This is a genomic window from Actinosynnema sp. NPDC023587 (genome assembly GCF_040640215.1).
GTDB lineage: Bacteria > Actinomycetota > Actinomycetes > Mycobacteriales > Pseudonocardiaceae > Actinosynnema.
Genome location: NZ_JBFABG010000001.1, coordinates 478,857 through 505,227 on the forward strand (window position 1 = coordinate 478,857; position 26,371 = coordinate 505,227).

Here is a 26,371-nt window from a genome sequence, read left to right on the forward strand (position 1 = left end):
GATACTACGACGTGGGGGTTACCGGTTCGGACGGCCGGAGCGTGCGCAGGTCCTGGCAGGCGGGGGCCTTCTCGGCCGCTTCCTTGAGCTCCGGGGTCGCCTCCAACTGCTTGAGCGGCTCCGCGAACTGGTCCAGCCTGCCGATCGCCTCGCCCGCCGCCTGGAGCCCGCCGACCGGGTCGTTCGCGTCGGCCTGCTCGACCGAGGCCTTGGCGTCGCCGAACGACTTGCCGATGTCGGAGAACGTGGTCGCCATCTTCGACACCTGCTCGTCACCGCCCGCGACCGGCGACGGCCCGACCTCGCGGAGCTTCGCGGCCGTCTGGTCGAACGCCTGGGCCAACTGGCCCATGTACGCGCCCATGTCGGCCTTGAGCTTCACCGGGTCGTTCGCGTCCAGCTTCGGCGGCGTCTTGGGCACGGACACGAACGAGGCCGCCGCCGTGCACACCTTGTCCATGTAGGCCACGGTGTCACCGCCGGAGGACGACGGCGGCGACGAGCTCGGGGCGGGGTCCCCGCCGGAACCGCACGCCGTGATCAGCGCCGCCGACGCGGCCACCACGGCCAGCCGGATCACCATCGGACTCTCCCATCACCCGGAAACACCCACAGTGTGCCCATGCGGGGCAAGCCGCACACGCCGAAGCGGACGCCCCCGTGGAGGGGACGCCCGCTTCGGGGACCGTCAACCGCTGCCGACCTCCGGTCAGACCGCCCCGTTGGACACCGGGGTCTCCGCCGGGGAGTCCGCGATGGCGGTGCCGCGCCGCTTCGACACGACGACCGCGACGACGATCACCGCGACCGCCACGAGCGCGATCGCGTACCGGACGCCCGCCGACGCGTCCGCGCCCACCGAGAACGTGACGATGGCCGGCGCGATCAGCACCGAGACCAGGTTCATCACCTTGATCAGCGGGTTGATCGCGGGACCGGCGGTGTCCTTGAACGGGTCGCCGACGGTGTCGCCGATGACCGTGGCCGCGTGGGCGTCGGAGCCCTTGCCGCCGTGGTTGCCGTCCTCGACCAGCTTCTTGGCGTTGTCCCACGCGCCACCGGAGTTGGCCAGGAACACGGCCATCAGGGTGCCGGTGGCGATCGCGCCCGCCAGGTAGCCCGCCAGCGGCCCGACGCCGAGGCCGAAGCCGACCGCGATCGGGGCCATCACCGCGAGCAGACCGGGGGTGGCCAGCTCGCGCAGCGAGTCCTTCGTGCAGATGTCCACGACCCGGCCGTACTCGGGCTTGACCGTGCCGTCCATGATGCCGGGGTTCTCGCGGAACTGGCGGCGCACCTCGAACACGATCGCGCCCGCCGCCCGGGTGACCGCGTTGACGGCCAGACCGGAGAACATGAACACGACGGCCGCACCGATGATGATGCCGACCAGCACGTTCGGCGAGAACACGACGTTGCTGAAGGAGACCGGGACGGCCTCCGTGATGCCCTCCAACGCCTGCTTGATCGCGTCCTGGTAGGAGCCGAACAGCGCGGTGGCGGCCAGCACGGCGGTCGCGATCGCGATGCCCTTGGTGATCGCCTTCGTGGTGTTGCCGACCGCGTCGAGCTCGGTGAGGATCTGCGCGCCCTCGCCGTCGACGTCGCCGGACATCTCCGCGATGCCCTGGGCGTTGTCCGACACCGGGCCGAACGTGTCCATGGCGACGATGACGCCGACCGTGGTCAGCAGACCGCACCCGGCCAGGGCCACCGCGAACAGCGCCACGACCAGCGTGCCGGACAGCAGGAACGCGCCGTACACCGCGCCGCCGATGACCAGCGCCGTGTAGACCGCCGACTCGAAGCCGACCGAGATGCCGGACAGGATGACCGTCGCCGCGCCGGTCAGGGAGGTCTTGCCGACCTCCTTGACGGGCTTGTGCTCGGTGCCGGTGTAGTAGCCGGTCAGCCACAGGATGACGCCCGCCAGCACGATGCCGATGATCACCGCGATGGCCGCGATCAACGCCGGGTTGCCCGCCGTCGCGATCACCTCGGGGTCGTCCACGCCCTTGAGCTCGCCGAACGAGCTGGGCAGGAACACGAACGCGGCCACCGTGCACAGCACGGCCGAGATCACCGCCGAGATGTAGAACGAGCGGTTGATCGCCGAGAGGCCGCTCTCACCCGTTCGGGCCGAGGTGATGTACACCCCGATCACCGCGGTGATCACGCCGATCGCCGGGACGATCAACGGGAACAGCAGGCCCTTCGCGCCGAACGCGGCCGTGCCCAGGATGAGCGACGCGACCAGCGTCACCGCGTAGGACTCGAACAGGTCGGCCGCCATGCCGGCGCAGTCGCCGACGTTGTCGCCCACGTTGTCCGCGATGGTCGCCGCGTTGCGCGGGTCGTCCTCCGGGATGCCCTGCTCGACCTTGCCGACGAGGTCCGCGCCGACGTCGGCGGCCTTGGTGAAGATGCCGCCGCCGACCCGCATGAACATCGCGAGCAGCGCCGCGCCGAAGCCGAAGCCCTCCAGCACCTTCGGTGCCTGGCCGGTGTACACCAGCACGACGAGGGCCGCGCCGAACAGGCCGAGGCCCACGGTGAACATGCCCACCGCGCCACCGGTGCGGAAAGCGATCCGCGTCGCCTTCTCCCGCCCGCCCGGCTCATTCGCGGCTGCCGCCACGCGCACGTTCGCGCGGGTGGACAGCCACATGCCCAGGTAGCCGATGGCGGCGGAGAACGCCGCACCGACGAGGAAGAACAGCGACCGGCCGATCCGCTCCCCGACGTCCTCCGCGGGGAGCAGGAAGAGCAGCACGAACACGATGACGACGAAAATGCCTAGCGTTCGGAACTGCCGATTGAGGTAGGCCGCAGCGCCCTCTTGAACCGCTTTGGCGATGTCCTGCATCTTCGCGGTGCCCTGGCCGGCGGCCAGGACCTCCCGAAGCAGCACATAACCGACGGCGAGAGCAGCCAGGGCGACCACGGCGACCACGGCCACGAGACCTTGGTCACCTCCGGAGAGCTCTAGGCCCTCCGCGAGGAATTGCCGGGACATCCGTCCTCCTGGTGAGTTTTCCTAGCCCAAGGCGGGAAGCACCGCGCTACGCCGGGACCGGCCTTGTCCACCCGCGACGGTCAGCCCCGACACAACGTGACGCACCCCTCATTGGACGCGATAGCGGCGGAGTCTATTCAAGGTCCGCAAGTACCCGACAGTGAGTCCCGATCCGTGCACTCACCGTCATAGGCGCAGGAAGCAACCGGGGTGTCGGCGGCGTGTGCGAAGCTGCGCCCCGTGGCGAACCAGGGACGTCGTTTGCTGGACCGGGTGCTCGCCGGCGTCCCGGCAGGGGAGTCGCCGTTGACACACCGCGCGGACCTGCCCCGGCAGGACGCGCAGCCCGTGCCGTGGCCGTCCTGGGCCGCGCCGGACGTGGTGTCGGCGCTGGTGGAGCGGGGTGTCCCGGAACCGTGGCGGCACCAGGCGGAAGCGGCCGAGCACGCGTGGGCGGGACGGCACGTGGTGGTCGCGACGGGCACCGCGTCGGGCAAGTCGCTGGCCTACCAGTTGCCGGTGCTCAGCGCCGTGCGCGAGGACCCGAGGGCGACGGCCCTGTACCTGTCCCCGACCAAGGCGCTGGGTGCGGACCAGCTCCGGTCCGTCGAGGCGCTGGGCGTGCCGCAGGTGCGCGCGGCGACGTTCGACGGCGACACGCCGATGGCCGAGCGGGACTGGGTGCGGGCGCACGCGAACTGGGTGTTCACCAACCCCGACATGCTGCACCGCGGAATCCTGCCGAACCACGCCAGGTGGATCAGGTTCTTCCGCCGGTTGTCGTACGTGGTGGTCGACGAGTGCCACTCCTACCGGGGGGTGTTCGGGTCGCACGTGGCGCTGCTGGTGCGGCGGCTGCGGCGGGTCGCCCGGCGGTACGGGGCAGACCCGGTGTTCGTGCTGGCGTCGGCGACGGTGGCCGATCCCGCGACTTCGGCTTCCCGCCTGACCGGCGTGCCGTGCGAGGCGGTGACGCGGGACGGTTCGCCGCGCGCCGGGCGGACCGTCGCGCTGTGGGAACCGCCGCTGCTGACCGAGCTGGAGGGCGAGAACGGCGCGCCCGTGCGGCGGTCGGCGGGCGCGGAGACCGCGCGGATCCTGGCGGACCTGGTCGTGGAGGGCGCGCGATCGCTGGCGTTCGTCCGGTCCCGGGTCGGCGCGGAGCTGACCGCGATCGGGGCGCGGCGGGTGCTGGCCGAGATCGACCCGGAGCTGGCGACGCGGGTGGCCGCGTACCGGGGCGGGTACCTGCCGGAGGAGCGGCGGGCGTTGGAGAAGGCCGTGTCCAGCGGTGACCTGCTCGGGGTGGCGACGACGAACGCGCTGGAGCTCGGCGTGGACATCGTCGGCCTGGACGCCGTGGTGGTGGCCGGGTTCCCGGGGACGCTGGCGTCGTTCTGGCAGCAGGCCGGGCGGGCGGGGCGGACCGGCGACTCGGGCGCGCTGGTGGTGTTCGTGGCGCGGGACGACCCGCTGGACACCTACCTGGTGCACAACCCGGCGGCGGTGCTGGAGAAACCGGTCGAGGCGACCGTGCTCGACCCGACCAACCCGTACGTGCTGGAGCCCCAGTTGGCGTGCGCGGCGGCGGAACTGCCGCTGACGCCGGACTCGCTGGAGGAGTTCGGCGGCGACCTCGCGGTGGCCGTGCTGGACGACATGGTCGAGCGGAAGGTGCTGCGGCGCAGGCCGAACGGCTGGTACTGGACGTCCCACGACCGGCCGCACAGCGCGGTCGACATCCGGGGTTCGGGCGGCGAGCAGGTCGTCGTGGTGGAGGGCGACTCGGGCCGGGTGCTCGGCACCGTCGACCCGGCGGCGGCGTGCTGGACCGTGCACGAGGGCGCGGTGTACCTGCACCAGGGCGAGTCGTACGTGGTGGACCGGCTGGACCTGGAGAGCGGCATCGCGCTGGTGCGCGCGGAGAAGCCGGAGTGGACGACGACCGCGCGCGACACCAAGGACATCGCCGTCGTGCGGGTGGTGGAGGAGCGGAAGTACGCCGGGGTGACGGTGTGCCTGGGCGAGGTCGAGGTGACCTCGCGGGTCGTCGGCTACCTGCGGAAGCTGCCCTCCGGCCAGGTGGTCGACTCGGTGCCGCTGGACCTCCCGGCGCAGACCCTGCGGACCCGCGCGGTCTGGTACACCGTCGGCGAAGAGCTGTTGGGTAGTGCGCCGGGGAGCGCCGGTCTGGTTCCGGCGCGCATCCCCGGCGCACTACACGCCGCCGAGCACGCGGCGATCGGCCTGCTACCCCTGTTCGCGACTTGCGACCGATGGGACATCGGCGGCGTCTCGACCGCGCTGCACCAGGACACCGGGGAGGCGACGGTGTTCGTGCACGACGGTCATCCGGGAGGCGCCGGCTTCGCCGACCGCGGGTTCGCGGCGGTGGTCCCATGGCTGGTCGCCACGAGGGAGGCGATCGCTGCTTGCACGTGCCCGGCCGGTTGCCCGTCCTGCGTGCAGTCGCCGAAGTGCGGGAACGGCAACGATCCGCTGGACAAGGCGGGCGGGCTGGCCGTGTTGGACGTCGTGCTCGGGGTTGTCGGGGAGTGATCCACGACGTCCAACACGGCCTGGCGGGTACTGCTCCCACGGGTGCGTCCGCAGGTCGTGCCAGGTCGTCGGTGAGGCCGACGACCCTTCTCAACGGGTGCCGAACCGCCGGAGGAGGACGACGGACCGGCGTACCCGGGTCAGGCCAGTCCGCCGAGGACCAGGCCGTAGTCGGTGGGTGCGTGCACGGCATCGGTCAGCACGACGTCGGTCAGGACGGCCTCGGTCAGCGCGTCCTGGACGACGCTCGTCCGGGGTAGCTGCCACGCGCAGATCTGCGGCTTGACCCGCCAGTGCACGACACCGTGCTGGAAGGGCGTCGGCGGCAGCGGGACGAACTCGCCCCGGCCGTAGTGGTGGACGTCGTGGTCGGCCACCCAGTCGGCGCGCAGCGGCTGACCGGAGGAGACGAGGAACATCCAGCGCCCGGAGGGGGTGGCCGCGATCGGCACCGGCACACCGGCCGCCCGCAGGGCCACGGCGGCCCGCCGGCCGAGGTCGGCGTCGACCTCGATGGCGTCCACACCGTGCCCGGTGGCCAGCAGGATGCTGTAGGAGTGACCGGCCCACCAGGTGGCGACCTGCTCCGCCTTGGTGCCGATGCGCTCCTGCCAGTCGTGGTGCACCGGAGCCGGGCCGTCCAGTTCGGCGACCTCGCGGCCGGCCCACTGCGCACCCGCCGGATAGGTCCCCGGCAGCACAGGCCACCCGTGCCACGCGAGGTTGACCGCCTCTGCGCGCAGCTCGATGCGGAAGGCCCCGCGCCAGCTATCGGACCACTCCATCTTCCGTTCGCCTCCTTGAAGACCACGACACCGTGTCGGGTGTTTTTCGACACCGCGTCGGTGCCTTCACTTGAACTAACGACATGACAGGGACTTCTGGTAACCACCAGTCGACAACTGGTAGGTACGGAACGGCGAACGCCGGTCGGCCGGACGGCCGACAGAACTCCCGCGTTCCCGCAGAAGGCCCCCGAAGCCGCAACCAGCGGGTGTGTGAGGCCGCTCACCGCCGGAGGGTGACCGTTCGTCGCGGCAGCCCCACTCGACCCTTCACCCGCGCCGGCCCGAGCCCGCGCGCTGGGCGCACCGAACACTGCGGCCACGCCCCTGACCGGGGAGCCCCGCACCTCGACCACCACCTCCCACCCGGCCACGTCGCAGGTCACCAGCTCCCCGCCCATCCGCCGCACCACCCACTCGGCCTTCCCGCAAGCGCGCGAACTCCCCTCGACCACCCACCCGGCCGCCGCGACAGCGGCAAGATCCGCAGTCGCCGCCACCCGGTGCCGAGCGACCACCACCTCCCCGAACGACACTCCGAACACGACAGCGCCGCACAACACCCCGAGCAACGCCACAGCCAGCACACTCGCCGCCCCGCGGTCGTCCCCCAACCCAGGACCCGCCCACCTCGGCCACCTCCACACCCGCCACCTCCACACCGGCGTCATCCACAGCGGACTCGTCCACACCGGCCGCGCACCTCCCGCCAGTCGTAGCCGCGCGGCCTTGCGCGACCCACGGCCGCATCGCGCGTGCTGCGGTGCTTGCTGTCGTGTGTGCCGTCAGACGTCCCGGCGGGTGCACCGGTGGGCGTGCCGGTGGAACCGGTGACGCCTGGTTCGAGCACGGCGTAGGCGTCGGCGTGCACGTCCACCACCGCACGCCGTGCTGTCACCTCGACTCGAACCGTGTCGCCGTCGTACCCGATGGTCAGCTCGGCACCCTGGGGTGCGATGGCCGCCGAGGCGGTGGACGCCCGCGCCGAATCCCCGCGCGCGACCAGCCGGGCGACCTCGCGAGCGGCGTCCGTGCACCGGACCTTGGCGACGACGGTCATGACCACCTCGACGCCCAGCACCACGAACGCCACGAGCCCGCAGACCGCCAAGGCGGCCTCCACCGTCACCGCACCACGGTCCCCGAGTGGCGAGAATCGGCGGCCGGCAACGGTTTTCCGGAGTCGCGGGCGGCGCGGCATCACGTCCCCGCCGAGAAGGCTTTTTGCAGCAGCCCGCGCAGCATGTCCGTGACCCAGTCGCCACCGAGCAGCACGAGCAGCACACCCGCGAACCCGGCCGCCGCCAACGTGCCGATGGCGTACTCGGCGGTCGTCATTCCCTTGTCGTTCATCACGATTCTCCTTCATTCCACTGTGGACGATCACCAGTTCGCACTCACCCGACCGGCCAGCCCGACCACGACCGGCAGGACACCCAGGCACAGGAACGCGGGCAGGAAGCACAGCGCCAACGGCCCGGCCACCAGCACCGCCGCCCGCTGGGCGCGGGCTTCGGCCTGGTCGTCGGCCCGCGCCCGCAACTCGGCCGCCAGGTCCGTTACCGCACCGGCCAGCGCCGCACCGGACCTCGCACTGCGCCGTGCCGCACGCGCCAGCGGAGCGGTGTCGGGGTGGTCCAGCGCGGCGGTCCACGCCGTCGCCGGATCAGCGCCCAACGCCAGCAGGTCGCCGACCTTCCGCAGGCACGACCCCGGCCCCGCCGGCGCGCCCGCCACCACCGCGCGCACGGCCGTCGCGACCGGCAGACCAGCGCGCAACGCCGCTGCCAGCAGGTCCCACGTCGCCGCCAGGGCGAACGGATCCGACGGCGGCGACTTGGCCCGTGGCACGCGTTTCGCCACAAACCCCGACCGCGCCGTACCCGAGCCCGACCGCGCACCACCACTCCGCTCACCACCCGGCAGCCCACCCCGCCCGACCCCCGACCGCGTGCGCGCCGCCAGCTCGACGACCAGTCGGCCGACCATCGGCCGTGTGCGCACCGCCAGGCGGGCGGCCCACTGCCCGATCCGCTGGCCTCCGGCCGGCCGGGGTCCGGCCGGCTGACCTCCGGCCGGCTGGGGTCCGGCCGGCTTGGGTTCGATCGGTTGGGGTCCGGTCGACGGAGAGCCGGCCGGCGGTTCGGTGGTCAGGCGGGCGAGCAGCGAGCGGCGGGGTGGGAGGACCGCCAGGGCCGCCGCCAGCAGGAACAGGATCACGTGACCACCTGCCTCGTCAGCCGCGCGCTCCAGGCCAGGCCGACGCAGATCAGCGCGGCACCCACCACCAGCAGCACCTGCCCCGCGACGGTGGACGTCAGCACCTCCACCGGGCCCGAGCCGGTCAGTTCGCCCAGCAACACCCCGAACACCGGCAACGCCGCCAGCACCGCCGCGCTCGACCTCGGCCCGGCCATCCGCGCGTGGAAGCGGTGGGCGAAGCCGATCCGCCGCCGCAGGTCCCGCCGCACCTCCTCCAGCACGTCCGCCAACGGCACGCCGTGCTCGCCCGACAACCGCCACGCCCTGGCCAGCGGACGCGCGTCGGGATCGGTCAGGGCGGCCTCCACGTCACCGCCGCGCGCCGCCGCCGACGCGATCGCCCGAAACACGCGGCCCGCCGGAGGTTCCGCGTCCTCGGCGGCGTTGGCGGCGGCCTGTGCCGGGTGCGCCCCGGAACGCAGCTCGGCGACGAACCCCGCCAACCCCTCGGCGACCGCCGCCGAGGCGCGCAGTCGGGAGCGCTCGACGCGGCGGGCGCGCCGCACCCGCCACGAAGTCCAGCCGATCAGGGCACCGGCCAGCGCCCCACCGATGCCGCCGACCAGCCCGAGCGCCGCACCCACCACGACGGCGGTCACCCGGTCGGGCGGTTTCCAGCGGAGGCCGGAAGGTCGCCTGCCCCGCAACGCCTTCAGCCGCCCCACCACCGACACCGGGACGACCAGCAGGGCACCGGCCAGCAGCAGCAGGCTCACGACGCACCCGCCAGGCGTCGCAGCTCCGCACCCGCCGGCCGCCAACCCTCGTCGCGCTGCCACGCCGACCGGACCAGCAACGCGTCCGGCCGCCGCTCGAACACCCCGATCTCCGCGAGGTGCCGCCCACCGCCCGGGTCCCGGCGCATGTGCAGCACCACCTTCACCGCCGCCGCCACCTGGCTGTGCAGCGCCCGCCGGTCCAGCCCGCCCAGCGCCGCGAGCGCTTCCAGCCGCGCGGGCACCTCGGCGGGCGAGTTGGCGTGCAACGTCCCCGCGCCCCCGTCGTGCCCGGTGTTGAACGCGGTCAGCAGGTCGACCACCTCGGCACCCCGCACCTCGCCGACGACGATCCGGTCCGGGCGCATCCGCAGCGCCTGGCGGACCAGGTCGCGCAGTGTGACCCGCCCCGCTCCCTCGACGTTCGCGCCCCGCGCCAGCAGCCGCACGAACTGCGGGTGGTCGGGGTGCAGCTCGCCGGCGTCCTCGACGCACACCACGCGCTGGTCGTGCGGCACGCAGCCGAGCAGGGCGGCGAGCAGGGTCGTCTTGCCCGAGCCGGTGCCGCCGACGACCAGGAACGCCGACCTGGCCCGGACGACGGCGCGCAGCACCTCGCCGGTCTCCCGGGAGAACGTCCCGCGCCGCTCCAGCGCCGCCAGGTCGTGCACGGCGGGACGCAGGATGCGCAGCGACAGGCAGGTCGACGGGGTGATCGGCGGCAGCACGGCGTGCAGCCGCACCGAGCCCGGCAGCCACCCGTCGACGTAGGGCACCGCGTCGTCCAGCCGCCGCCCCGCCTCGACCGCGAGCCGTTGCGCCAGCCGCCGCACCGCCGCCTCCCCGGCGAACACCACGTCGGTGCGCCGGAGCCCGGCCGGGCCGTCGACCCACACCTGGTCCGGCCCGGTGACCAGGACGTCGGTGTGCTCCGGGTCGCGCAGCAGCGGTTCCAGCACGCCCGCGCCCACGAACTCCTGCCGCAGCACGGTCAGCGCCCGCCGCACGTCCTCCTGGCTGACCACGCCGCCGGCCTCGTTGCGCACGGCGGCGGCCACCGACGCGGAGGTGAGCTCGGCACCGCCGTCCGCCAACCGCCGCCGGACGCGCTCCACGAGTTCGATCACGGCCGACCTCCGACGCCCCGCCGGCGCTCCTCCCGGCCGGCGACCTCCCGGGCCGGGCGAACGTTCTCGACCAGCCGGCGGACGGCCGCACCGCACCGCCGGAGCACCTGCCACCGGCGACCCTCAGCCACGACCCACCTCCGCCGGAGCGAAAGTCCTGCGGGACAACGGCTTCTGCGCCCGCAACACCGTCAGCACCTCACGCGCGGCGGCGGCGAGCGGGCCCTGCCGGTGGGCCGGGAACCGGCCCTGGTCGAGCGCTGCGGCCAGCCGGCGCTCCGGCCGCATGGCGGTGAGCAGGGGCAGCCCGATCGCCTTCGCCACCTGGCGGGCGTGGATGCCGGTCGGCGACGGCCCCCGGACGACGGCGTGCAACGCGACGCCCCTCCCGGCGACCTGCTCCACCACCCGCCGGGCCGCCGCGCACGCCCGCAGCCGGGCCGGCACCACCAGGACCGCCAGGTCCGACCGCTCCAGGGCGGCCCCGGCGGCGGGTGAGAGCTGCCGGGGCACGTCGCAGATCACCGTCTCCCCGGCCCGCCGCCCCGCGTCGACCACCGCCGCCACGGCCTGCGGCGTCGGGTCGGGCCCGTTCCGCGCGCAGGACAGGAACGCCAGCCGCCCGCTGCCCCTGGTGCGGCTGGGCAGGGCGGACCGCAGTTCCGCGACCGGCACCCGCCCGCCGCTCAGGCTCAGGTCCGGCCAGCGCTTGCCGGCCTCCCGCTCCGCGCCGAGCGCCAGGTCGAGCCCGCCGCCCAACGGGTCGCAGTCCACCAGCAGGCCCCGCCCGCCACCGGACAGCACGGCCTGCCCCACGGCCGTCGCCAGCACGGACGCGCCCGCGCCCCCGCACCCGCCCAGCACGGACAGCACCCGGCCGTCCCCCGGTGGCGACTCCACCAGGTCCGACAGGGCCTCCTGGAGCCGCGCGCGACCGGCCCGGACGTCGATCACCTGCTCCACGCCCAGTTCCAGGGCCGGTGGCCACACGGTCCGCTCGGGTGGACCGGTGGACACCACGAACACCCCCGGCCGCCGGGGCAGCGCGGTGCCGGCGCACCCGGCCAGGGCCTCGGCGTCGAGCACCACGGCCGGCGCGGCGCGCCACAGGCCGCGCAGCGCGGCCACGTCCGGCACCCGCTCCACCTCGCAGCCCGCGACCGCCGCGGCCTGGAGCACCTCGTCCAGCAGCGTCGGGTCCGCGACCAGGGTCAGCAGTCGATCCACGGTTCCTCCTCGGGTCGTTCACGTCGGGTGTTGCCCCACGTTCCCGAGCGGTGAGGAAGGCCACAACTGCCGGTGATCGAACTGTGGACAGCTTTTCGGGCTGTGGACAACTCCAAGCCGCGAATCGGCGGAATCCCCTGTGGCGGGGGCGAGGGAGCTGGAACCGCGCGCGACCGGCCCGGAACCGGGCGGGGGTTCTGCGGAGAGGGGGTCGAAACCGACCCCGGACATGGGACGACCCCCGCCAGGGGGGAGGGACGGGGGTCGTCATTGGTTCAGTCCCGGGGGGTCGGACTGAACCTGTCCGGTCGAGCCGGACCCGTCTACTGTATCCCCACAGCCCAGGGTCATGCGTGTCTTCCGTTAGAGGGACACGGAAAATTCGGTAGACCGCATCACTGTGAGTTCGTAAACCGACGAATTAGCGTGGTCAACCCACTGCTCCGACCGGCCCTTAAGCTGGAGCGGTGACCGAGCACGCCACCGAAGGCAGCAGAGTCGCCGCGTTCTTCGACTTGGACAAGACGGTCATCGCCAAGTCGAGCACGTTGGCGTTCAGCCGGCCCTTCTTCCAAGAAGGCCTGATCAACCGGCGTGCGGTGCTCAAGAGCGCCTACGCGCAGTTCGTGTTCATGCTGGCCGGTGCGGATGCCGACCAGATGGACCGGATGCGCTCGCACATCACCGCCCTTTGCGAGGGCTGGGACGTCGAGCAGGTCCGCTCGATCGTCGACGAGACGCTGCACGACATCGTGGATCCCTTGGTCTACAAGGAAGCCACCCAGCTCATCATCGACCACAAGGCGGACGGCCACGACGTGGTCGTCATCTCCGCTTCCGGCGAGGAACTCGTCGCCCCGATCTCCGAGATGGTGGGCGCGACGCGCAGCGTCGGCACCCGGATGGTCGTCAGCGACGGCCGCTACTCGGGGGACGTCGGCTTCTACTGCGCCGGGGAGAACAAGGCGGCAGCGGCCAAGCAGCTCGCCGACGAGCACGACTACGACCTGACCCGGTGCTTCGCCTACTCCGACTCCATCTCCGACCTCCCGCTGCTGGAGGCGGTCGGGCACCCGACCGCGGTCAACCCCGACCGCGCGCTGCGCAAGGTCGCGGCGCTGCGCGGGTGGCCGGTGCTCACGTTCTCCGACCCGGTTTCGCTCCGGGCCCGCATCCCGCGCCCGTCGGGCACGACGGTGGCGGTGACCGCGATCGGGTTGGGCGCGGCGACCGCCGCCGGTGTCGCCTGGTACGGCTTGCGTCGCCGGCGTCGGAGCTGATTCACCCGCCGGGACCCCGGTCGGCGGTACCCGCGCCCGCGCCGACGTCGGAAACGGTGTCACACAAGAAGATCCGCTACGGACGGTCGCTTGACCGGTGCACCCCATCGAGCCCTTGCCGGAGGGCCGGAGACGCACTACAAAGGAATTGCGGACCTCCGGTTGGCCAGGGACGGAGCGGAGGAGAAGCCCCGTCCACCCCGACAGAGCTCCGTGCGCGGACTTCGAGCACCCACGCGCAGCACGCCGCGGGAGGCTTGTCGTCAAGGGCCTGCGTAATCGGGACGCCGGACGCCGAGGCCAGGTTGATACGACACGAGTTGCACGCTTGGTAACTCGAAAGCCCGCGCTGTCGGCCGTGCCCCCCAGGGATGGGGGGCACGGCCTGTTTTTTGCCCACTTTCGGGGCACATTCGGCGGAATCGCCCGATCGAGTGACCCTGCCGGGCCGGGAATTGTCGGTGCTCGTCCGCACAATTCTCACGCAGCGCAACCCGTTGACCCGTCCCTGTGACGTGGGTAACTTGCCGAATAGGTCCGATAAGTGGTGGGAAGATTGCCAAGCGAGGGGGACACCGTGCTCCGACCGCTCGTCGCCGCAGTCGCGGTCGCGGCGTCCTTCGTGGTGCCGTCGGCCGCCGCCGCGCCGGAACCGGCCGCCGCACCGCCGTCGGTCGCCGAGGTGGTCGAGGCCATGTCCCTGGAGCAGAAGGTCGCGCAGCTCTTCGTGACCTACGTGCACGGGCAGGCCCCGGACGAGGTCCACCCCGACAACCTGCGCGACTTCGGCGTGGGCACCCCCGCCGAGGTCGTCGCCGAGTACCAGCCCGGCGGCGTCGTCTACTTCGACAACCCCACCCGCGACAACATCGACACCCCCGAGCAGATCGCGCGCCTGTCCAACGGCCTGCAACGCGCGAGCCGCGTCCCGCTGACCGTGGCCACCGACCAGGAGATGGGCCTGGTGACGCGGATCGGCGCGCCCGCCACCCAGTTCCCCGGCAACATGGCGCTCGGCGCGGGCCGCCGCGCGCAGGACGCCGAGCGGGCCGCCGCGATCACCGCGCGCGAGCTGCGCGCGATGGGGGTCAACCAGGACTTCGCGCCGGACGCGGACGTCAACTCCAACCCGGACAACCCGGTGATCGGCGTCCGCTCCTACTCCGGCGACCCGGCGCTGGCGGCCGAGCTCACCGCCGCCCAGGTGCGCGGCTACCAGCAGCGGTACCTGTCCCCGCACGGCGTTTCGGCCACCGCCAAGCACTTCCCCGGCCACGGCGACACCGCCGAGGACAGCCACAGCACCCTGCCGCGCGTCGACCGGACCGTCGAGGAGTGGCGCGCGATCGACGCCCCGCCGTTCGAGGCGGCGATCGGCGCGGGGGTCGACTCGATCATGACCGCGCACATCCGGTTGCCGCGGATCGACCCGTCCGGTGAACCCGCGACGCTCTCCAAGCCCGCGATCGACCTGCTGCGCCACGACCTCGGCTACGACGGCGTGGTGATCACCGATTCGCTCGGGATGGCGGGCGTCCGCCAGTTGCACCCGGACGCGGAGATCCCGGTGCTGGCGCTGAAAGCCGGCGTCGACCAGTTGCTGATGCCGGTGGACCTGGGCCTGGCCATCGACAGCGTGGTGGCGGCGGTGCGCGGCGGCGAGCTGACCGAGCGGCGGATCGACCAGAGCGCGCTGCGGGTGCTGCGGATGAAGTTCCTGCGCGGGGTGCTGAGCGACCCGCTGGTGGACGAGAGCCGGGTGGCCGGGAGCGTCGGCACGCCACAGCACCTCGCCGCCGCGCAAGCGATCACCGACCGCACGGTCACCGTGGTCCGCAACGAGGCGCTGCCGCTCAAGACCACGTCCGCCCTGGTGACGGGGTGGGACGACGGGACGACCCGCACCCTGGCCGGGCTGCTCGGCGGCACCGCCCTGCCGACCGGCAGCACGCCCAGCGAGCCCCGGATCGCGCAGGCCGTGCGGGCGGCGGCGAGCGCCGACCTGGTGGTCGTGCTGACCAACGCGCTGTCCGGGGAACCCGCGCAGCAGGCGTTGCTGACCAGGCTGCTGGCGGTGGGCAAACCGGTGGTCGCGGTGGCCGTGGGCAACCCGTACGACGTGGCGCACACCGCCGCGCCCAACTGGCTGGCCTGCTACTCCCACCGGCCGGGGTCGATGGCGGCGGTGGCGAAGGTGATCACCGGCGAGGTGCGGCCGAGCGGGCGGCTGCCGGTCGACGTGCCCGGCCCGACGCCGTACCCGATCGGGCACGGGGTGACGTGGTGACCGCCGGGGTTCCGCGTCGACGGCTGCCGACCGGTGCGACGGTCCGCGCGACACGGGCGGTCACGCTCAGACAGGCGCGGGTCACGATAGACGGGTGGCGGTTGCTCGTGGGGCGGTCGGTCGGCGTGGTCATCCATTCGACGGGGGCCTTGCGCGACCGGACGCACGGGGTCGACTCGGTGGTCGCCGGGCGTGCACCGAAGGTCGCGTCGGGGCCGGAGCGCGGATTCCACGGCACTGCGCGAGCCGGCGGGTCCGAGGGCGACTACTCCGGCCCGCGCACGGATGTCCCGGTGGACGACGCGGACGACGCGTACAGCGTGGACGGGGCGATGCGGGCCGCCGCCGCGACTGGTGCCGAGTTCGTCGTGCGGGGCCGGCGGCGCGGTGATCTGGACACGGGTCTGCCGTGGGTGTCGCCGAGCCCGAACACACCCACCCAGGGCACGGCGCTGGTCCACCCCGGTACGTGCTTGTTCGAGGGGGCGGTGCTCTCCGAGGGGCGGGGCACCACCCGACCGTTCGAGGCGGGGTGCGCATCCGGGATCGACTGGCGGCGGACGGAGGACCTGAACGCAGTGGATCTAAACGCAGTGGACCTGAACGCAGTGGACCTGCCGGGGTGCGGTTCCGCGAGGCCCGCTTTACACCGGCGTTCGCCGAGTTCGCCGTGGCCATGATCGTGACCGCGCGGTCGCGCCTTGCACCACGCCCACCTGCACCGCCGGTGGAGGAGCGATCGTGCGCACCCTGCTGATCACCGCCCTGCTCGCGATCCTGGCCACGGGCGCGCCGGCCCAGGCCGCACCCGGGCCCGGAACGGGCGAGGCAGGAGAGGGGGCGGGCCACGAGGTGGAGGGCGGGAGTCCGGACGACGGGCGGCGGGGGCGGTTCGACGTGGTTCGTCGTGGCTGGGCGGACGACGTGCTGCGACCGGGCACGCCGGAGGGCGCGGGCCTCGACCCGGGACCGATCGACGCCGCGCTCGACCAGGTGCGCCGCCACACCGCGCCCGACGCGTCCGGCCACCCGCTGTTCGCCGGGGCCGTCATGCTGCTCGCCCACGGCGGTGTCGTCACCACGCACGAGCCCGTCGGCTGGGCGGTCCGCTACGCCGACGCCGCCGGCACCGAGCTGCCCGAAGGCCGGCGGGTGCCGGTGGCGGCCGACACGATCTTCGACCTCGCCTCGATCTCCAAGCTCTTCACCTCGATCGTGGTGATGCGCCGCCAGGAGCTCGGCGAGCTCGACCTCGACGCCCCGGTCGCCCGGTACCTGCCGGAGTTCGGCGTCAACGGCAAGTCCGCCATCACCGTCCGCCGGCTCCTCACCCACACCTCGGGCCTCGAACCGTGGCTGCCGCTGTGGTCCGGCTACCCCGACGTCCCGGCCCGCCTCAAGGCCGTGCTGGACGTGGCCCCGGAGAACCCGCCGGGCTCGGCCTACACCTACTCCGACCTGAACCTGATCACGCTCGGCGTGCTCGTCCACCGCCTCACCGGCAAGCCGCTCGACGTGCTCGTCCGCGAGGAGATCACCGAGCCCCTCGGCCTGCGCGACACCGGCTACAACCCGCCGGCCGCGAAGCTCCATCGGATCGCGGCGACGGAGTTCCAGCCCCACCGGGGCATGGTCCGGGGCCAGGTCCACGACGAGAACGCCTGGTCGCTGGGCGGGGTCGCCGGGCACGCCGGGGTGTTCTCCACCGCCGCCGACCTGGCCGTGCTGGGCCAGGCGATCCTCAACGGCGGCGGCTACCGGCACCACCGCGTCCTGCGCCCGCGCACCGTCGAGCTGATGCTCACCGACTTCAACCAGCAATTCCCCGGCCACGCGCACGGGCTGGGCTTCGAGCTCGACCAGCGCTGGTACGCGGGCGCGCTCACGTCCCCGAGGGCCGCCGGTCACACCGGCTACACCGGCACCTCGCTGGTGCTCGACCCGCTGTCGGGCTCGATCGCGATCCTGCTGACCAACCGGGTCCACCCGAGCCGCGACTGGGGCACGGTCAACCCCGCGCGCCGGGCGGTGGCCGACGGGTTGGCGCGAGCGCTCGCGGTCCGGCCCCGGCACGGGCGCACGGCCTGGGCCGCGACGACCCACCTCGGCACGCTCACCACGACCGCCGTGCCGGTCCGGTCGGCGCGGCAGGAGCTGGAATTCGACGTGTTCGTCGACCTCGACCCGGGCGACCGGGTGGTGGTCCAGGCCGGCGACGGCACGTCGTGGCGCGACCTGACGACGTTGACCGGCTACGGTGCCCGCCGCTGGGAGCACGTGGAGCTCGTCACCGGGTCGGCGACCGCCTTCCGCTGGCGCTTCGTGCGGGGTGACGGCCACGGCGGGCGCGGCGTGCACGTCGACGGCGTGCGGGTGACGGACCGGCACGGGGTGCTGGTCGATTCGGAGCGCGATCCGGCGGCGTTGCGCGCCGACGGGTGGCGTGCGACCGACCGTTAGGGGCTCCGGCCCGAACAGGCCACGCCACCGGGTGGGAATCGGCGGCGGGCGGGGTGAGTTCCGGCCACGGTGCGTTGATTTTGGGGTTAACGGTTAGTAAGTTTCCCACGTGTCCTCCGAGAGCACCGATGCCAGTCCCCTCGTCAAGATCCGGTCCCTGCTGCCCGGTCTCGCCCGCGCGGAGCAGCGCGTCGCCAAGGTCGTGCTGGACAGCCCGGCGACGGTCGCCCACCGCAGCATCACCGAGGTCGCCGAGGCCGCCGGCACCAGCGAGACGACGGTGACCCGGTTCTGCAAGGCCATCGGCGTCGGCGGGTACCCGGAACTGCGCATCGCGCTGGCCGCCGACACCGCGCGCACCGCCGCCCGCACCGACCGGGACCTGGGCGGCGACATCGGCCCCGGCGACGACCTGCGCCAGGTGGTGGGCAAGGTGGCGTTCGCGGACGCCCGCGCGGTCGAGGAGACCGCCGAGCAGCTCGACGTGGAGACCCTCCAGCAGGTGGTGGAACTGGTCGCGGGCGCGCGCCGGGTGGACGTCTACGGGTTCGGTGCGAGCGCGTTCGTCGCGTTCGACCTCCAGCAGAAGCTGCACCGGATCGGGCGGACGTGCTTCGCCTGGAACGACACCCACATCGCGCTCACGTCGGCCGCCGTGCTGACCGGGGACGACGTGGCGGTCGGCATCTCGCACACCGGCTCGACCTCGGAGACCGTCGAGGCCCTCCGGGTGGCCCGGGAGCACGGCGCGGCCACGGTGGCGCTGACGAACTTCCCGCGCTCGCCGATCAGCGAGGTCGCCGACCACGTGCTGACCACGGCGGCCCGCGAGACGACGTTCCGCTCCGGTGCGATGTCCAGCCGGATCGCGCAGCTCACGGTGGTCGACTGCCTGTTCATCGGCGTCGCCCAGAAGCACGTGGACACCGCCAAGTCCGCGCTCGAAGCGACCTACGACGCCGTCTCGGGCCACCGCCTGGGTGCCCGGCCGGACGGCAGGCGTCGCCGGGAGACCGGTAAATGACGCCGCACCGGCCCGATGTCGCCATCCGGGTGGACTCGCCGACGGAGGCCCGCAACCCCCGGACCGAGGACATCGACCGGCTGTCCACGCTGGACGTGCTGCGGTTGATCAACACCGAGGACAGCCGGGTGCCCGACGCGGTGGCCGCCGTGCTGCCGGAGCTCGCGCGGGCGGCCGACCTGGCGGTGGGCGCGCTGCGCGCGGGTCACCGGGTGCACTACGTCGGCGCGGGCACGTCCGGCAGGCTGGCCACGCTGGACGCCGCCGAGCTGGTGCCGACCTTCAACGCCCCGCCGGACTGGTTCGTCGCCCACCACGCGGGAGGGGTGGAAGCGCTGGTCAAGGCGGTGGAGGACGTCGAGGACGAGGCCGCGGGCGGGGCCGCGCAGATCCGCAGGCACGCGGTGGCCGGCGATCTCGTGCTGGGCCTGACCGCGTCCGGCCGCACGCCGTTCGTGGTGGCCGCGCTGGAGGAGGCCCGCACGATGGGCGCGCACACGGTGCTGGTCTCGAACAACCCGATCGCGCCCCCGGTCGACGTGGACGTGCTGATCGCGGTGGACACCGGCCCGGAGGCGATCGCGGGTTCCACCCGGATGAAGGCGGGCACCTCGCAGAAGCTGGTGCTCACCTCGTTCTCGACGGCCGTGATGGTCCGGCTGGGTCGCACGTACTCGAACCTGATGGTGTCCATGCGCGCCACGAACGCGAAGCTGCGCGGTCGCACGGTCCGCATCCTGCGCGAGGCGACCGGCCTGGGCGAGGACGAGTGCACCTCGGCGCTGGTGGACGCGAACGGCGACCTGAAGGTGGCGCTGGTGCACCTGCTGGCCGACGTGCCCACCGCGCGGGCCGCCGAGGCGCTGGAGGCGGCCGGCGGACACGTCCGGCACGCGCTCAGCCTGCTGTCACCGGACGCCACGGGATAGGCGTCGACAGCACCATCGCCGAGGACGTCTCGCCGTAACCGCCCAACCGCACCAGCAGCCGCTCCAGTTCGACGATCGAGCTGGTCACGATCTTGACGACCGAGCAGATGTCGCCGGTCAGCCGCACCACCTCGACCACCTCCGGGCAGTCGTCGAGCAGTTCCGGGTGCACCGTGATGCACCGGGGCCCGTAGCACTTCATCCGCACCAGGGCCACCACGGACCGGCCCACCGCCGTGGGGTCGACGGTCGCCCGGTAGCCGGTGATCACCCCCGCGTTCTCCAGGCGGCGCACGCGCTGCGCCACGGTCGGCGGCGACACGTGCACCCGCCGCGCGAGTTCGTTGTAGGACAGCCTCGCGTCCTCCTGCAACGCCTCCAGCAGGGCCCAGTCGACCCGGTCCAGCTCGATGTTCATGAACCCAAAGCTATCCGGGGAATTTGTTTTCATCCATGAGAGGTTCCGGCGGAAACCGGCTGCGACACCCATTCAGATCATCAGAAAGGGCAGCCATGATGAAGTCATGGAATGCCCGGTCGCACCCAAGCTGGACTTCGGCGGCACGACGCCCTACGAGGACTACGTGCACGCTTCCGTGCTGCACTCGTTGCAGCAGCAGTGGTCCAAGGACCCGCGTGAGATGTCGTTCCTGGTGATCACGCAGATCATGGAGCTCTACTTCGGTCTGCTCTGCTTCGAGTGGCGGCAGGCCCAGAAGGAGCTCCGGGAAGACGACCTGCGGGCCGCCGTCCGCACGCTCAAGCGCAGCGACCTGCACATGCAGGGCCTGAACGCGGCGTGGCGGCCGATCGCCCGGATGACCCCGACCGAGTTCAACTCGTTCCGGGACGCGCTGGGCGAGGGCTCGGGCTTCCAGTCCGGCCGCTACCGCGAGGTGGAGTTCCTGCTCGGCGAGAAGTCCCGCTCCATGCTGGTGCCGCACCGCGCCGTGCCCGCCCAGCACGACGCCCTGGAGGCCCTGCTCAACGAGCCGAGCCTCTACGACGACGTGCTGGCCGCGCTGCACCGCCACGGCCTGCCGATCCCCGAGGACGTCCTGGAGAGGGACCTCAGCGCGCCTTACGAGCCGGACGCGGGCGTCGAGCGCGTGTGGGCCGACATCTACCGCGAGGGCTCCCGCGACCTGCTGGAGCTCGGCGAGGCGTTGACCGACCTCGCCGAGGAGTTCGCCCGCTGGCGCTACGACCACCTGCTGGCGACCCGGCGTTCGATGGGCTCGAAGGTCGGCACCGGCGGGTCGGCGGGCGTGGCGTGGCTGGAGAAGCGCACCCGCCGGGCGATCTTCCCGGAGCTGTGGACCGCGCGGAGCCACGTGTGAACCGGGACCCGCTGGCGCACGTCCGCGCCCTGTTCGACCTGGACGACGAGGTCGTCTACCTGGACGGCAACTCGCTGGGCGCGCCGCCGAAGAACGTGGCCGCCAGGGTGCAGGACGTCATCGCGAACCAGTGGGGCCGGCGGCTGATCCGGAGCTGGTCGGAGGGCTGGTGGGAGGCACCGGAGCGGGTCGGCGACCGGATCGGCAAGTTGGTCGGCGCGGCTCCGGGCCAGGTCGTGGTGGCCGACTCGACCAGCGTGAACCTGTTCAAGGCGCTGATAGCGGCGGTCCGCCGCACGGACCGGTCGGAGATCGTGGTGGACGCCGGCACGTTCCCCACCGACGGCTACATCGCGCGGTCGGTGGCCGAGCTCACCGGCCTGACCCTGCGCCCGGTCGACCCGGAGCACCTGACCGTCGACGACCGGACCGCCGTGGTGCTGCTGAACCACGTCGACTACCGCACCGGACGCCTGCTGGACATGGCGGCGCTGACCCGGCGGGCGCACGAGGCGGGCGCGAAGGTCGTCTGGGACCTGTGCCACAGCGCCGGCGTGCTGCCGATCGAGCTGGACCGGCTGGAGGTGGACCTGGCGGTCGGCTGCACGTACAAGTTCCTCAACGGCGGCCCCGGCTCGCCCGCGTTCATCTACGTCCCGACCGCCGCGCAGGCGGGCTTCCACCAGCCGCTGACCGGTTGGACCGGCCACCGCACCCCGTTCGCGATGACCCCCGACTACGCACCCGACCCCGGCATCTCGCGGGCGCGGGCGGGCACGCCGGACATCGTGTCGATGCTGACCCTGGACGCCGCGCTGGACGTCTGGGACCAGGTGGACCTGCGGGAGGTCCGGGCGAAGGGCCTGGCGCTGACCGCGCACTTCCGCGAGCTGGTCGAGGACCTGCCGGGGGTCGGGGTGATCACGCCCGCCGACGAGTGGCGCGGCCACCAGGTCTCGCTGCGGCACCGCGACGCGCAGTCGCTGATGCGGCGGTTGGTCGAGCGGAACGTGATCGGCGACCACCGCCCGCCGGACGTGCTGAGGTTCGGCTTCGCGCCGCTCTACAACTCGTTCGAGGACGCCGAGCGGGCCGCCGCGACCTTGAAGGAGCTGCTCTAGGCGGAGGCGGCGTCCGCGATGCTCCGCGCCTCGCGGGCACCGGCCTCCAGCGCCTCGCACCAGAACAGCACCCACTTCCCCACGCCCTCCGGCTCGCCGGTGGAGAAGCCGTGCAGCGCGGCGGCGTAGTCGTGCTGCCGGCGCAGGCACGCCACCTCGGGCACGCCGAGCGACTTGGGGTCCAGGCCGGTCGCGATGGACGCCAGCCGGGACGCCGCCCGCGCCACCACGCCGTTCGCGGTGGCGAAGGGCGCGAGGGTCATCAGCTCGCCGTGCACGACGGCCACCACCAGCGGTCCGGGCGCGGACGTCCCGCCGGTCACCAGCCCGGCCAGCAGGTCCAGCCGCTCGGCGATGCCGGGCGCGACCCTCGGCCGGCCGCGTTCCACGCCCAGGTCCGCGCCCGCGAGCACGTGCAGCCGGGCCAGCGCCTGCAACGGCGCGCGCTGCCACGTCGGCAGGACCACGCCCAGCGCCTCGGCCACCCGCAGCGACCCGGCCAGCACGGGGTCGGACACCGTGCCGTCCTCGGGGATCGCGGTGGGTCCGCCGTCGAGGGCCGCCGAGGCGCGCGCGGCGCGCACCGACGCCTCGGCCGCCGTGGTCGCCCACCCGCGCAGGTTCACCCGGTGCCGGTGCACCTGGAACACGGCGTCGCGGGCGGACCGGACGGCAGCGGCCACACCGGGCAGGTCCAGCAGCGGGGCAAGCGGATCGGTCACGCCGGAGCACACTACCCGCCGGTAAGTGGCATCCTGGAACTCGTCGGCAATGGCCGTGACAAGTAGCCACTGGGGCGCTTAGGGTCGGGGACATGACCTGGTACGACCGCCCCACCCTCGTCGGCGAGCACGTGCGCCTGGAACCGCTGACCGTCGACCACGCCGAAGGGCTGCTCGATGCGGGCGAGGACCCGGCCATCTGGACGTGGTTGAGCCTGCGGCAGCCCCGGACCGCCACCGAGGCCCGGACCATGGTGGAGAAGGTCCTCGCCGACCCGGACCGCCGGGCGTGGGCGCAGGTCGACCCGGTCACCGGCGAGGTCGCCGGCACGACGTCGTACTACGGCATCGACCCCGTGCACCGGGGGCTCCACATCGGCTACACGTGGATCGGCGCGCGCTGGCAGCGCACCGCGCTGAACCGCGACGCGAAGCTGCTGCTGCTCACCAGGGCGTTCGAGGAACTGGGCGCGCACCGCGTCGGCTGGCACACCGACAGCCTCAACGAACGGTCACAGCGAGCGATCGAACGGCTCGGCGCGACCCGCGAGGGCGTGTTGCGGGCGCACCGCATCCGACCCGACGGCACCCTCCGCGACACGGTCGTGTTCTCGATGACCGCGACCGAGTGGCCGGCCGCCAAAGCCCGCCTCGGGTCGTGACCCTGCTCACGAATCGCGCCGCTGGTCGCAGGGGTTGTGCCACCCAGCGGGATCACCATGGCCAGGCGGGGCCGCGCCGGGTTACACAGGTACCCGCGGAGTTGCCCGCGGGTTCGACCATGCGACAAATTGGTCTGTACCTTTTGGGTGCGCAGTGAGCCGGATCGCACTACCGTCGGTGCGCACCCCCACGGATTCAGGAGGTCCTCGCACCATGACCCAGCCGCAAGCCCAGGGACCGGCCCTGGACAACCTGCTCACCGAGAACCGGACGTTCCCGCCGAGCGCGGAGTTCGCCGCCCAGGCCAACGCCACCCCGGCGCTCTACGACGAGGCGGCGGCCGACCGCGACGCGTTCTGGGCGGAGCAGGCCGAGCGGCTGGCCTGGGACACCAGGTGGACGCAGGTCCTGGACTGGTCGAACGCCCCGTTCGCGAAGTGGTTCGTCGGCGGCAGGCTCAACGTCGCCTACAACTGCGTGGACCGGCACGTCGAGTCCGGCCACGGCGACCAGGTCGCCATCCACTGGGAGGGCGAGCCCGGCGACAGCCGCGCCATCACCTACGCCGAGCTCCAGCGCGAGGTCTCCAAGACGGCGAACGCCCTGGTCGAACTGGGCGTCGGCGCGGAGGACCGGGTCGCGATCTACATGCCGATGGTGCCCGAGGCGATCTTCTCCATGCTCGCCTGCGCCCGGCTCGGCGCGCTGCACAGCGTCGTGTTCGGCGGCTTCTCCGCCGAGGCGCTGCGCACCCGCATCGAGGACTCGCAGGCCAAGCTGGTCATCACCACCGACGGCCAGTACCGGCGCGGCAACCCGGCGGCGCTCAAGCCCGCCGTGGACGAGGCCGTGGCCAAGACCCCGAGCATCGAGCACGTGCTCGTCGTCAAGCGCACGGACTCCGAGGTCGAGTGGACCGAGGGCCGCGACCTCTGGTGGCACGACCTCGTCGACCGCCAGTCCGACCAGCACACGCCGGAGGCGTTCGACTCCGAGCACCCGCTGTTCATCCTCTACACGTCCGGCACGACGGGTAACCCCAAGGGCATCCTGCACACGTCCGGCGGGTTCCTGACCCAGGCGTCCTACACGCACCACAACGTGTTCGACCTCAAGCCGGACACCGACGTGTACTGGTGCACGGCCGACATCGGCTGGGTCACCGGCCACAGCTACATCGTCTACGGCCCGCTGTCCAACCGCGTCACGCAGGTCGTCTACGAGGGCACGCCGAACACCCCGCACGAGGGCCGCCACTGGGAGATCGTGCAGAAGTACGGCGTCTCGATCTACTACACCGCGCCCACGCTGATCCGCACGTTCATGAAGTGGGGCGCGGACATCCCGGCCAAGTACGACCTGTCCTCGCTGCGCGTGCTGGGCAGCGTCGGCGAGCCGATCAACCCCGAGGCGTGGATCTGGTACCGGGAGAACGTCGGCGCGGGCAAGACGCCGATCGTGGACACCTGGTGGCAGACCGAGACCGGCGCGATCATGATCTCGCCGCTGCCCGGCGCGACCTCCACCAAGCCCGGTTCGGCGCAGCGCCCGCTGCCCGGCATCGGCGCGAAGGTCGTCGACGACCAGGGCGTCGAGGTCGGCCCCGGCGGTGGCGGCTACCTGGTGCTCGACCAGCCGTGGCCGTCGATGCTGCGCGGCATCTGGGGCGACGAGGCCCGCTACCGCGACACCTACTGGTCCCGGTTCGGCGAGCAGGGCTACTACTTCGCGGGCGACGGCGCGAAGTACGACGCCGACGGCGACATCTGGCTGCTCGGCCGGGTGGACGACGTGATGAACGTGTCCGGCCACCGAATCTCCACCACCGAGGTCGAGTCCGCGCTGGTCTCGCACCCGACCGTGGCGGAAGCGGCGGTCGTCGGCGCGTCCGACGCGACCACCGGCCAGGGCATCGTGGCGTTCGTCATCCTGCGCGGCGGGGTGGCCGAGGGCTCCGACGGCGCGACGGCGATCAAGGCGCTGCGCGACCACGTGGCCAAGGAGATCGGCCCGATCGCGAAGCCCCGCCAGATCCTGGTGGTGCAGGAGCTGCCGAAGACCCGCTCCGGCAAGATCATGCGCCGGCTGCTGCGCGACGTGGCGGAGAACCGCCAGGTCGGCGACGTCACCACGCTCGCCGACTCGTCCGTGATGGACCTCATCTCGCAGGGCCTGAAGTCGGGGTCGGCGGAGGACTGAGCACGACCGGGAGGGTGTCCGCCGGGCGACGGCGGGCACCCTCCCGCGTTCCTCCCGCACGGGGCTCGGCCCCCGCCCGGCGCTCGACCGGCCGGCCCCCGAACCGGCCCCGGCGCGCCGACGAGGACGCGTGATCCGCCGGTCGAGCGGCCCCGCGATCCCGTGCATGGCACGATGAGCGGCGTGACCAGCGCTCGGGAGAACACCAACGGCAGCGGCCTGCCCCCTGTTCCGTCGATCCCGCTGACCGCGGAGAGCGCGGCCAAGATCGCGGAGGAGACGTCGATCGGCGGCTTGGTCCGCGATGCGACCTCGCACCTGTCGACGTTGGTCAGGGCCGAGGTCGAGCTCGCCAAGTCGGAGATCGCGGGCGAGGTGAAGAAGGGGATCAAGGGCAGCGTCTACTTCATCGTCGCGCTGACCATCCTGCTGTTCAGCTCGTTCTTCTTCTTCTTCTTCGCGGCCGAGCTGCTCGCCGAGTGGCTGCCGCGGTGGGCGTCGTTCCTGATCGTCTTCGGCGTGATGCTGCTCGGCGTGGCCGCGTTCGGGTTCCTCGGCTACCGCAAGATGAAGAAGCTGCGCGCACCGGTCCGCACCATCGAGTCGGCCAGGGACACCGTCGCGGCGCTCACCCACCGCGGCGACGAGTCCTGA

Annotated in this window: 25 protein-coding genes and 1 pseudogene; 12 read left to right on the plus strand and 14 right to left on the minus strand. The window is 72.8% G+C overall.

Features of this window, described 5'->3' with window-relative positions:
* Positions 1-4 precede the first annotated feature (4 nt).
* Together AB0G01_RS02355 and AB0G01_RS02360 are read right to left on the minus strand one after the other, a co-directional pair.
* Positions 5-583 carry a hypothetical protein gene (locus tag AB0G01_RS02355; protein WP_360938797.1) on the minus strand — a complete coding sequence of 193 codons (579 nt, stop codon included), beginning with the start codon at positions 581-583 and terminating at the stop codon, positions 5-7.
* A gap of 126 nt (positions 584-709) precedes the next feature.
* The gene (locus AB0G01_RS02360; protein WP_360938800.1) at positions 710-3,016 is read right to left on the minus strand and encodes a sodium-translocating pyrophosphatase; all 2,307 of its coding nucleotides are present in this window, start codon (positions 3,014-3,016) and stop codon (positions 710-712) included.
* A gap of 240 nt (positions 3,017-3,256) precedes the next feature.
* Between AB0G01_RS02360 and AB0G01_RS02365 the strand changes: the two genes are divergently transcribed.
* Positions 3,257-5,575 (plus strand): DEAD/DEAH box helicase, encoded by a 2,319-nt coding sequence (locus tag AB0G01_RS02365; protein ID WP_360938803.1) that lies wholly within the window; start codon positions 3,257-3,259, stop codon positions 5,573-5,575.
* Between the two features lie 140 nt (positions 5,576-5,715).
* On the opposite strand, the gene AB0G01_RS02370 is transcribed toward AB0G01_RS02365, so the two are convergent.
* From AB0G01_RS02370 to ssd, 9 genes and pseudogenes are all read right to left on the minus strand, one after another.
* Complete coding sequence (locus tag AB0G01_RS02370) at positions 5,716-6,360, minus strand: bifunctional DNA primase/polymerase (RefSeq protein ID WP_360938806.1); 645 nt, start codon at positions 6,358-6,360, stop codon at positions 5,716-5,718.
* Positions 6,361-6,647: 287 nt separating this feature from the next.
* Positions 6,648-7,031, minus strand: a pseudogene (locus AB0G01_RS02375) (Rv3654c family TadE-like protein); the annotation flags it as partial.
* The gene (locus AB0G01_RS02380) at positions 7,028-7,489 is read right to left on the minus strand and encodes a TadE family type IV pilus minor pilin (protein WP_360938809.1); all 462 of its coding nucleotides are present in this window, start codon (positions 7,487-7,489) and stop codon (positions 7,028-7,030) included. The pseudogene AB0G01_RS02375 and the gene AB0G01_RS02380, both read right to left, overlap by 4 nt.
* A 71-nt stretch (positions 7,490-7,560) precedes the next feature.
* Positions 7,561-7,713 (minus strand): DUF4244 domain-containing protein, encoded by a 153-nt coding sequence (locus AB0G01_RS02385; RefSeq protein WP_360938811.1) that lies wholly within the window; start codon positions 7,711-7,713, stop codon positions 7,561-7,563.
* Between the two features lie 30 nt (positions 7,714-7,743).
* A complete protein-coding gene (locus tag AB0G01_RS02390; protein WP_360938813.1) occupies positions 7,744-8,580 on the minus strand; it encodes a type II secretion system F family protein in 837 nt (278 codons plus the stop codon).
* Entirely contained in the window at positions 8,577-9,338 is a 762-nt protein-coding gene (locus tag AB0G01_RS02395; RefSeq protein WP_360938815.1) for a type II secretion system F family protein, read from the minus strand. Before AB0G01_RS02395 ends, AB0G01_RS02390 begins: the two co-directional genes overlap by 4 nt.
* Positions 9,335-10,465, minus strand: coding sequence for a TadA family conjugal transfer-associated ATPase (locus AB0G01_RS02400; RefSeq protein ID WP_360938817.1), 1,131 nt, complete (start codon positions 10,463-10,465; stop codon positions 9,335-9,337). The genes AB0G01_RS02395 and AB0G01_RS02400 overlap by 4 nt, the downstream gene beginning before the upstream one ends.
* The gene (locus tag AB0G01_RS02405) at positions 10,462-10,596 is read right to left on the minus strand and encodes a hypothetical protein (protein WP_360938819.1); all 135 of its coding nucleotides are present in this window, start codon (positions 10,594-10,596) and stop codon (positions 10,462-10,464) included. The genes AB0G01_RS02400 and AB0G01_RS02405 overlap by 4 nt, the downstream gene beginning before the upstream one ends.
* Positions 10,589-11,692 (minus strand): septum site-determining protein Ssd, encoded by a 1,104-nt coding sequence (gene ssd / locus AB0G01_RS02410; protein WP_360938821.1) that lies wholly within the window; start codon positions 11,690-11,692, stop codon positions 10,589-10,591. The genes AB0G01_RS02405 and ssd overlap by 8 nt, the downstream gene beginning before the upstream one ends.
* 467 nt (positions 11,693-12,159) lie before the next feature.
* Here ssd and AB0G01_RS02415 point away from each other — a divergent pair, with 467 nt between their 5' ends.
* Both AB0G01_RS02415 and AB0G01_RS02420 read left to right on the plus strand, forming a co-directional pair.
* On the plus strand, positions 12,160-12,972 hold the full coding sequence (locus tag AB0G01_RS02415; RefSeq protein ID WP_360938823.1) for an HAD-IB family hydrolase: 813 nt from the start codon (positions 12,160-12,162) through the stop codon (positions 12,970-12,972).
* Positions 12,973-13,666: 694 nt separating this feature from the next.
* Positions 13,667-15,259, plus strand: coding sequence for a glycoside hydrolase family 3 N-terminal domain-containing protein (locus tag AB0G01_RS02420; RefSeq protein WP_360939846.1), 1,593 nt, complete (start codon positions 13,667-13,669; stop codon positions 15,257-15,259).
* A gap of 265 nt (positions 15,260-15,524) precedes the next feature.
* Here the strand turns inward: AB0G01_RS02420 and AB0G01_RS02425 are convergent, their stop codons facing one another.
* A complete protein-coding gene (locus AB0G01_RS02425; protein ID WP_360939886.1) occupies positions 15,525-15,770 on the minus strand; it encodes a hypothetical protein in 246 nt (81 codons plus the stop codon).
* Between AB0G01_RS02425 and AB0G01_RS02430 the strand changes: the two genes are divergently transcribed.
* From AB0G01_RS02430 to AB0G01_RS02445, 4 genes are all read left to right on the plus strand, one after another.
* A complete protein-coding gene (locus tag AB0G01_RS02430) occupies positions 15,748-15,939 on the plus strand; it encodes a hypothetical protein (protein ID WP_360939848.1) in 192 nt (63 codons plus the stop codon). The genes AB0G01_RS02425 and AB0G01_RS02430 overlap by 23 nt on opposite strands.
* Positions 15,940-16,000: 61 nt before the next feature.
* Positions 16,001-17,719 carry a serine hydrolase gene (locus AB0G01_RS02435; protein WP_360938825.1) on the plus strand — a complete coding sequence of 573 codons (1,719 nt, stop codon included), beginning with the start codon at positions 16,001-16,003 and terminating at the stop codon, positions 17,717-17,719.
* Between the two features lie 109 nt (positions 17,720-17,828).
* On the plus strand, positions 17,829-18,743 hold the full coding sequence (locus AB0G01_RS02440; RefSeq protein WP_360938827.1) for a MurR/RpiR family transcriptional regulator: 915 nt from the start codon (positions 17,829-17,831) through the stop codon (positions 18,741-18,743).
* A complete protein-coding gene (locus AB0G01_RS02445; RefSeq protein ID WP_360938829.1) occupies positions 18,740-19,672 on the plus strand; it encodes an N-acetylmuramic acid 6-phosphate etherase in 933 nt (310 codons plus the stop codon). Before AB0G01_RS02440 ends, AB0G01_RS02445 begins: the two co-directional genes overlap by 4 nt.
* Here AB0G01_RS02445 and AB0G01_RS02450 read toward each other — a convergent pair.
* Positions 19,641-20,090 (minus strand): Lrp/AsnC family transcriptional regulator, encoded by a 450-nt coding sequence (locus AB0G01_RS02450; RefSeq protein WP_360938831.1) that lies wholly within the window; start codon positions 20,088-20,090, stop codon positions 19,641-19,643. The two genes, AB0G01_RS02445 and AB0G01_RS02450, sit on opposite strands and share 32 nt — an antisense overlap.
* A 106-nt stretch (positions 20,091-20,196) precedes the next feature.
* Here AB0G01_RS02450 and AB0G01_RS02455 point away from each other — a divergent pair, with 106 nt between their 5' ends.
* Entirely contained in the window at positions 20,197-21,012 is an 816-nt protein-coding gene (locus AB0G01_RS02455) for a tryptophan 2,3-dioxygenase family protein (protein ID WP_360938833.1), read from the plus strand.
* Complete coding sequence (gene kynU / locus AB0G01_RS02460; RefSeq protein ID WP_360938835.1) at positions 21,009-22,133, plus strand: kynureninase; 1,125 nt, start codon at positions 21,009-21,011, stop codon at positions 22,131-22,133. Before AB0G01_RS02455 ends, kynU begins: the two co-directional genes overlap by 4 nt.
* On the opposite strand, the gene AB0G01_RS02465 is transcribed toward kynU, so the two are convergent.
* The gene (locus AB0G01_RS02465; RefSeq protein WP_360938837.1) at positions 22,130-22,855 is read right to left on the minus strand and encodes an oxidoreductase; all 726 of its coding nucleotides are present in this window, start codon (positions 22,853-22,855) and stop codon (positions 22,130-22,132) included. The two genes, kynU and AB0G01_RS02465, sit on opposite strands and share 4 nt — an antisense overlap.
* Positions 22,856-22,947: 92 nt before the next feature.
* On the opposite strand from AB0G01_RS02465, the gene AB0G01_RS02470 reads away from it, so the two are divergent.
* The 3 genes from AB0G01_RS02470 (at position 22,948) to AB0G01_RS02480 (ending at position 26,371) form a co-directional block, all read left to right on the plus strand.
* Complete coding sequence (locus AB0G01_RS02470) at positions 22,948-23,517, plus strand: GNAT family protein (RefSeq protein ID WP_360938839.1); 570 nt, start codon at positions 22,948-22,950, stop codon at positions 23,515-23,517.
* A gap of 214 nt (positions 23,518-23,731) precedes the next feature.
* Positions 23,732-25,717: an acetate--CoA ligase gene (acs, locus tag AB0G01_RS02475; protein ID WP_360938841.1), complete on the plus strand. Its 1,986-nt coding sequence runs from the start codon at positions 23,732-23,734 to the stop codon at positions 25,715-25,717.
* Positions 25,718-25,891: 174 nt separating this feature from the next.
* Positions 25,892-26,371, plus strand: coding sequence for a phage holin family protein (locus AB0G01_RS02480; protein ID WP_360938843.1), 480 nt, complete (start codon positions 25,892-25,894; stop codon positions 26,369-26,371).

Coding starts and splice junctions, on each gene's coding strand:
- AB0G01_RS02385 (WP_360938811.1), bottom strand. CDS start 7,713: ATGAACGACAAGGGAATGACGACCGCCGAGTACGCCATCGGCACGTTG.
- AB0G01_RS02455 (WP_360938833.1), top strand. CDS start 20,197: ATGGAATGCCCGGTCGCACCCAAGCTGGACTTCGGCGGCACGACGCCC.
- acs (WP_360938841.1), top strand. CDS start 23,732: ATGACCCAGCCGCAAGCCCAGGGACCGGCCCTGGACAACCTGCTCACC.
- AB0G01_RS02420 (WP_360939846.1), top strand. CDS start 13,667: ATGTCCCTGGAGCAGAAGGTCGCGCAGCTCTTCGTGACCTACGTGCAC.
- AB0G01_RS02450 (WP_360938831.1), bottom strand. CDS start 20,090: ATGAACATCGAGCTGGACCGGGTCGACTGGGCCCTGCTGGAGGCGTTG.
- AB0G01_RS02355 (WP_360938797.1), bottom strand. CDS start 583: ATGGTGATCCGGCTGGCCGTGGTGGCCGCGTCGGCGGCGCTGATCACG.
- AB0G01_RS02470 (WP_360938839.1), top strand. CDS start 22,948: ATGACCTGGTACGACCGCCCCACCCTCGTCGGCGAGCACGTGCGCCTG.
- AB0G01_RS02370 (WP_360938806.1), bottom strand. CDS start 6,360: ATGGAGTGGTCCGATAGCTGGCGCGGGGCCTTCCGCATCGAGCTGCGC.
- AB0G01_RS02445 (WP_360938829.1), top strand. CDS start 18,740: ATGACGCCGCACCGGCCCGATGTCGCCATCCGGGTGGACTCGCCGACG.
- AB0G01_RS02360 (WP_360938800.1), bottom strand. CDS start 3,016: ATGTCCCGGCAATTCCTCGCGGAGGGCCTAGAGCTCTCCGGAGGTGAC.
- AB0G01_RS02480 (WP_360938843.1), top strand. CDS start 25,892: ATGAGCGGCGTGACCAGCGCTCGGGAGAACACCAACGGCAGCGGCCTG.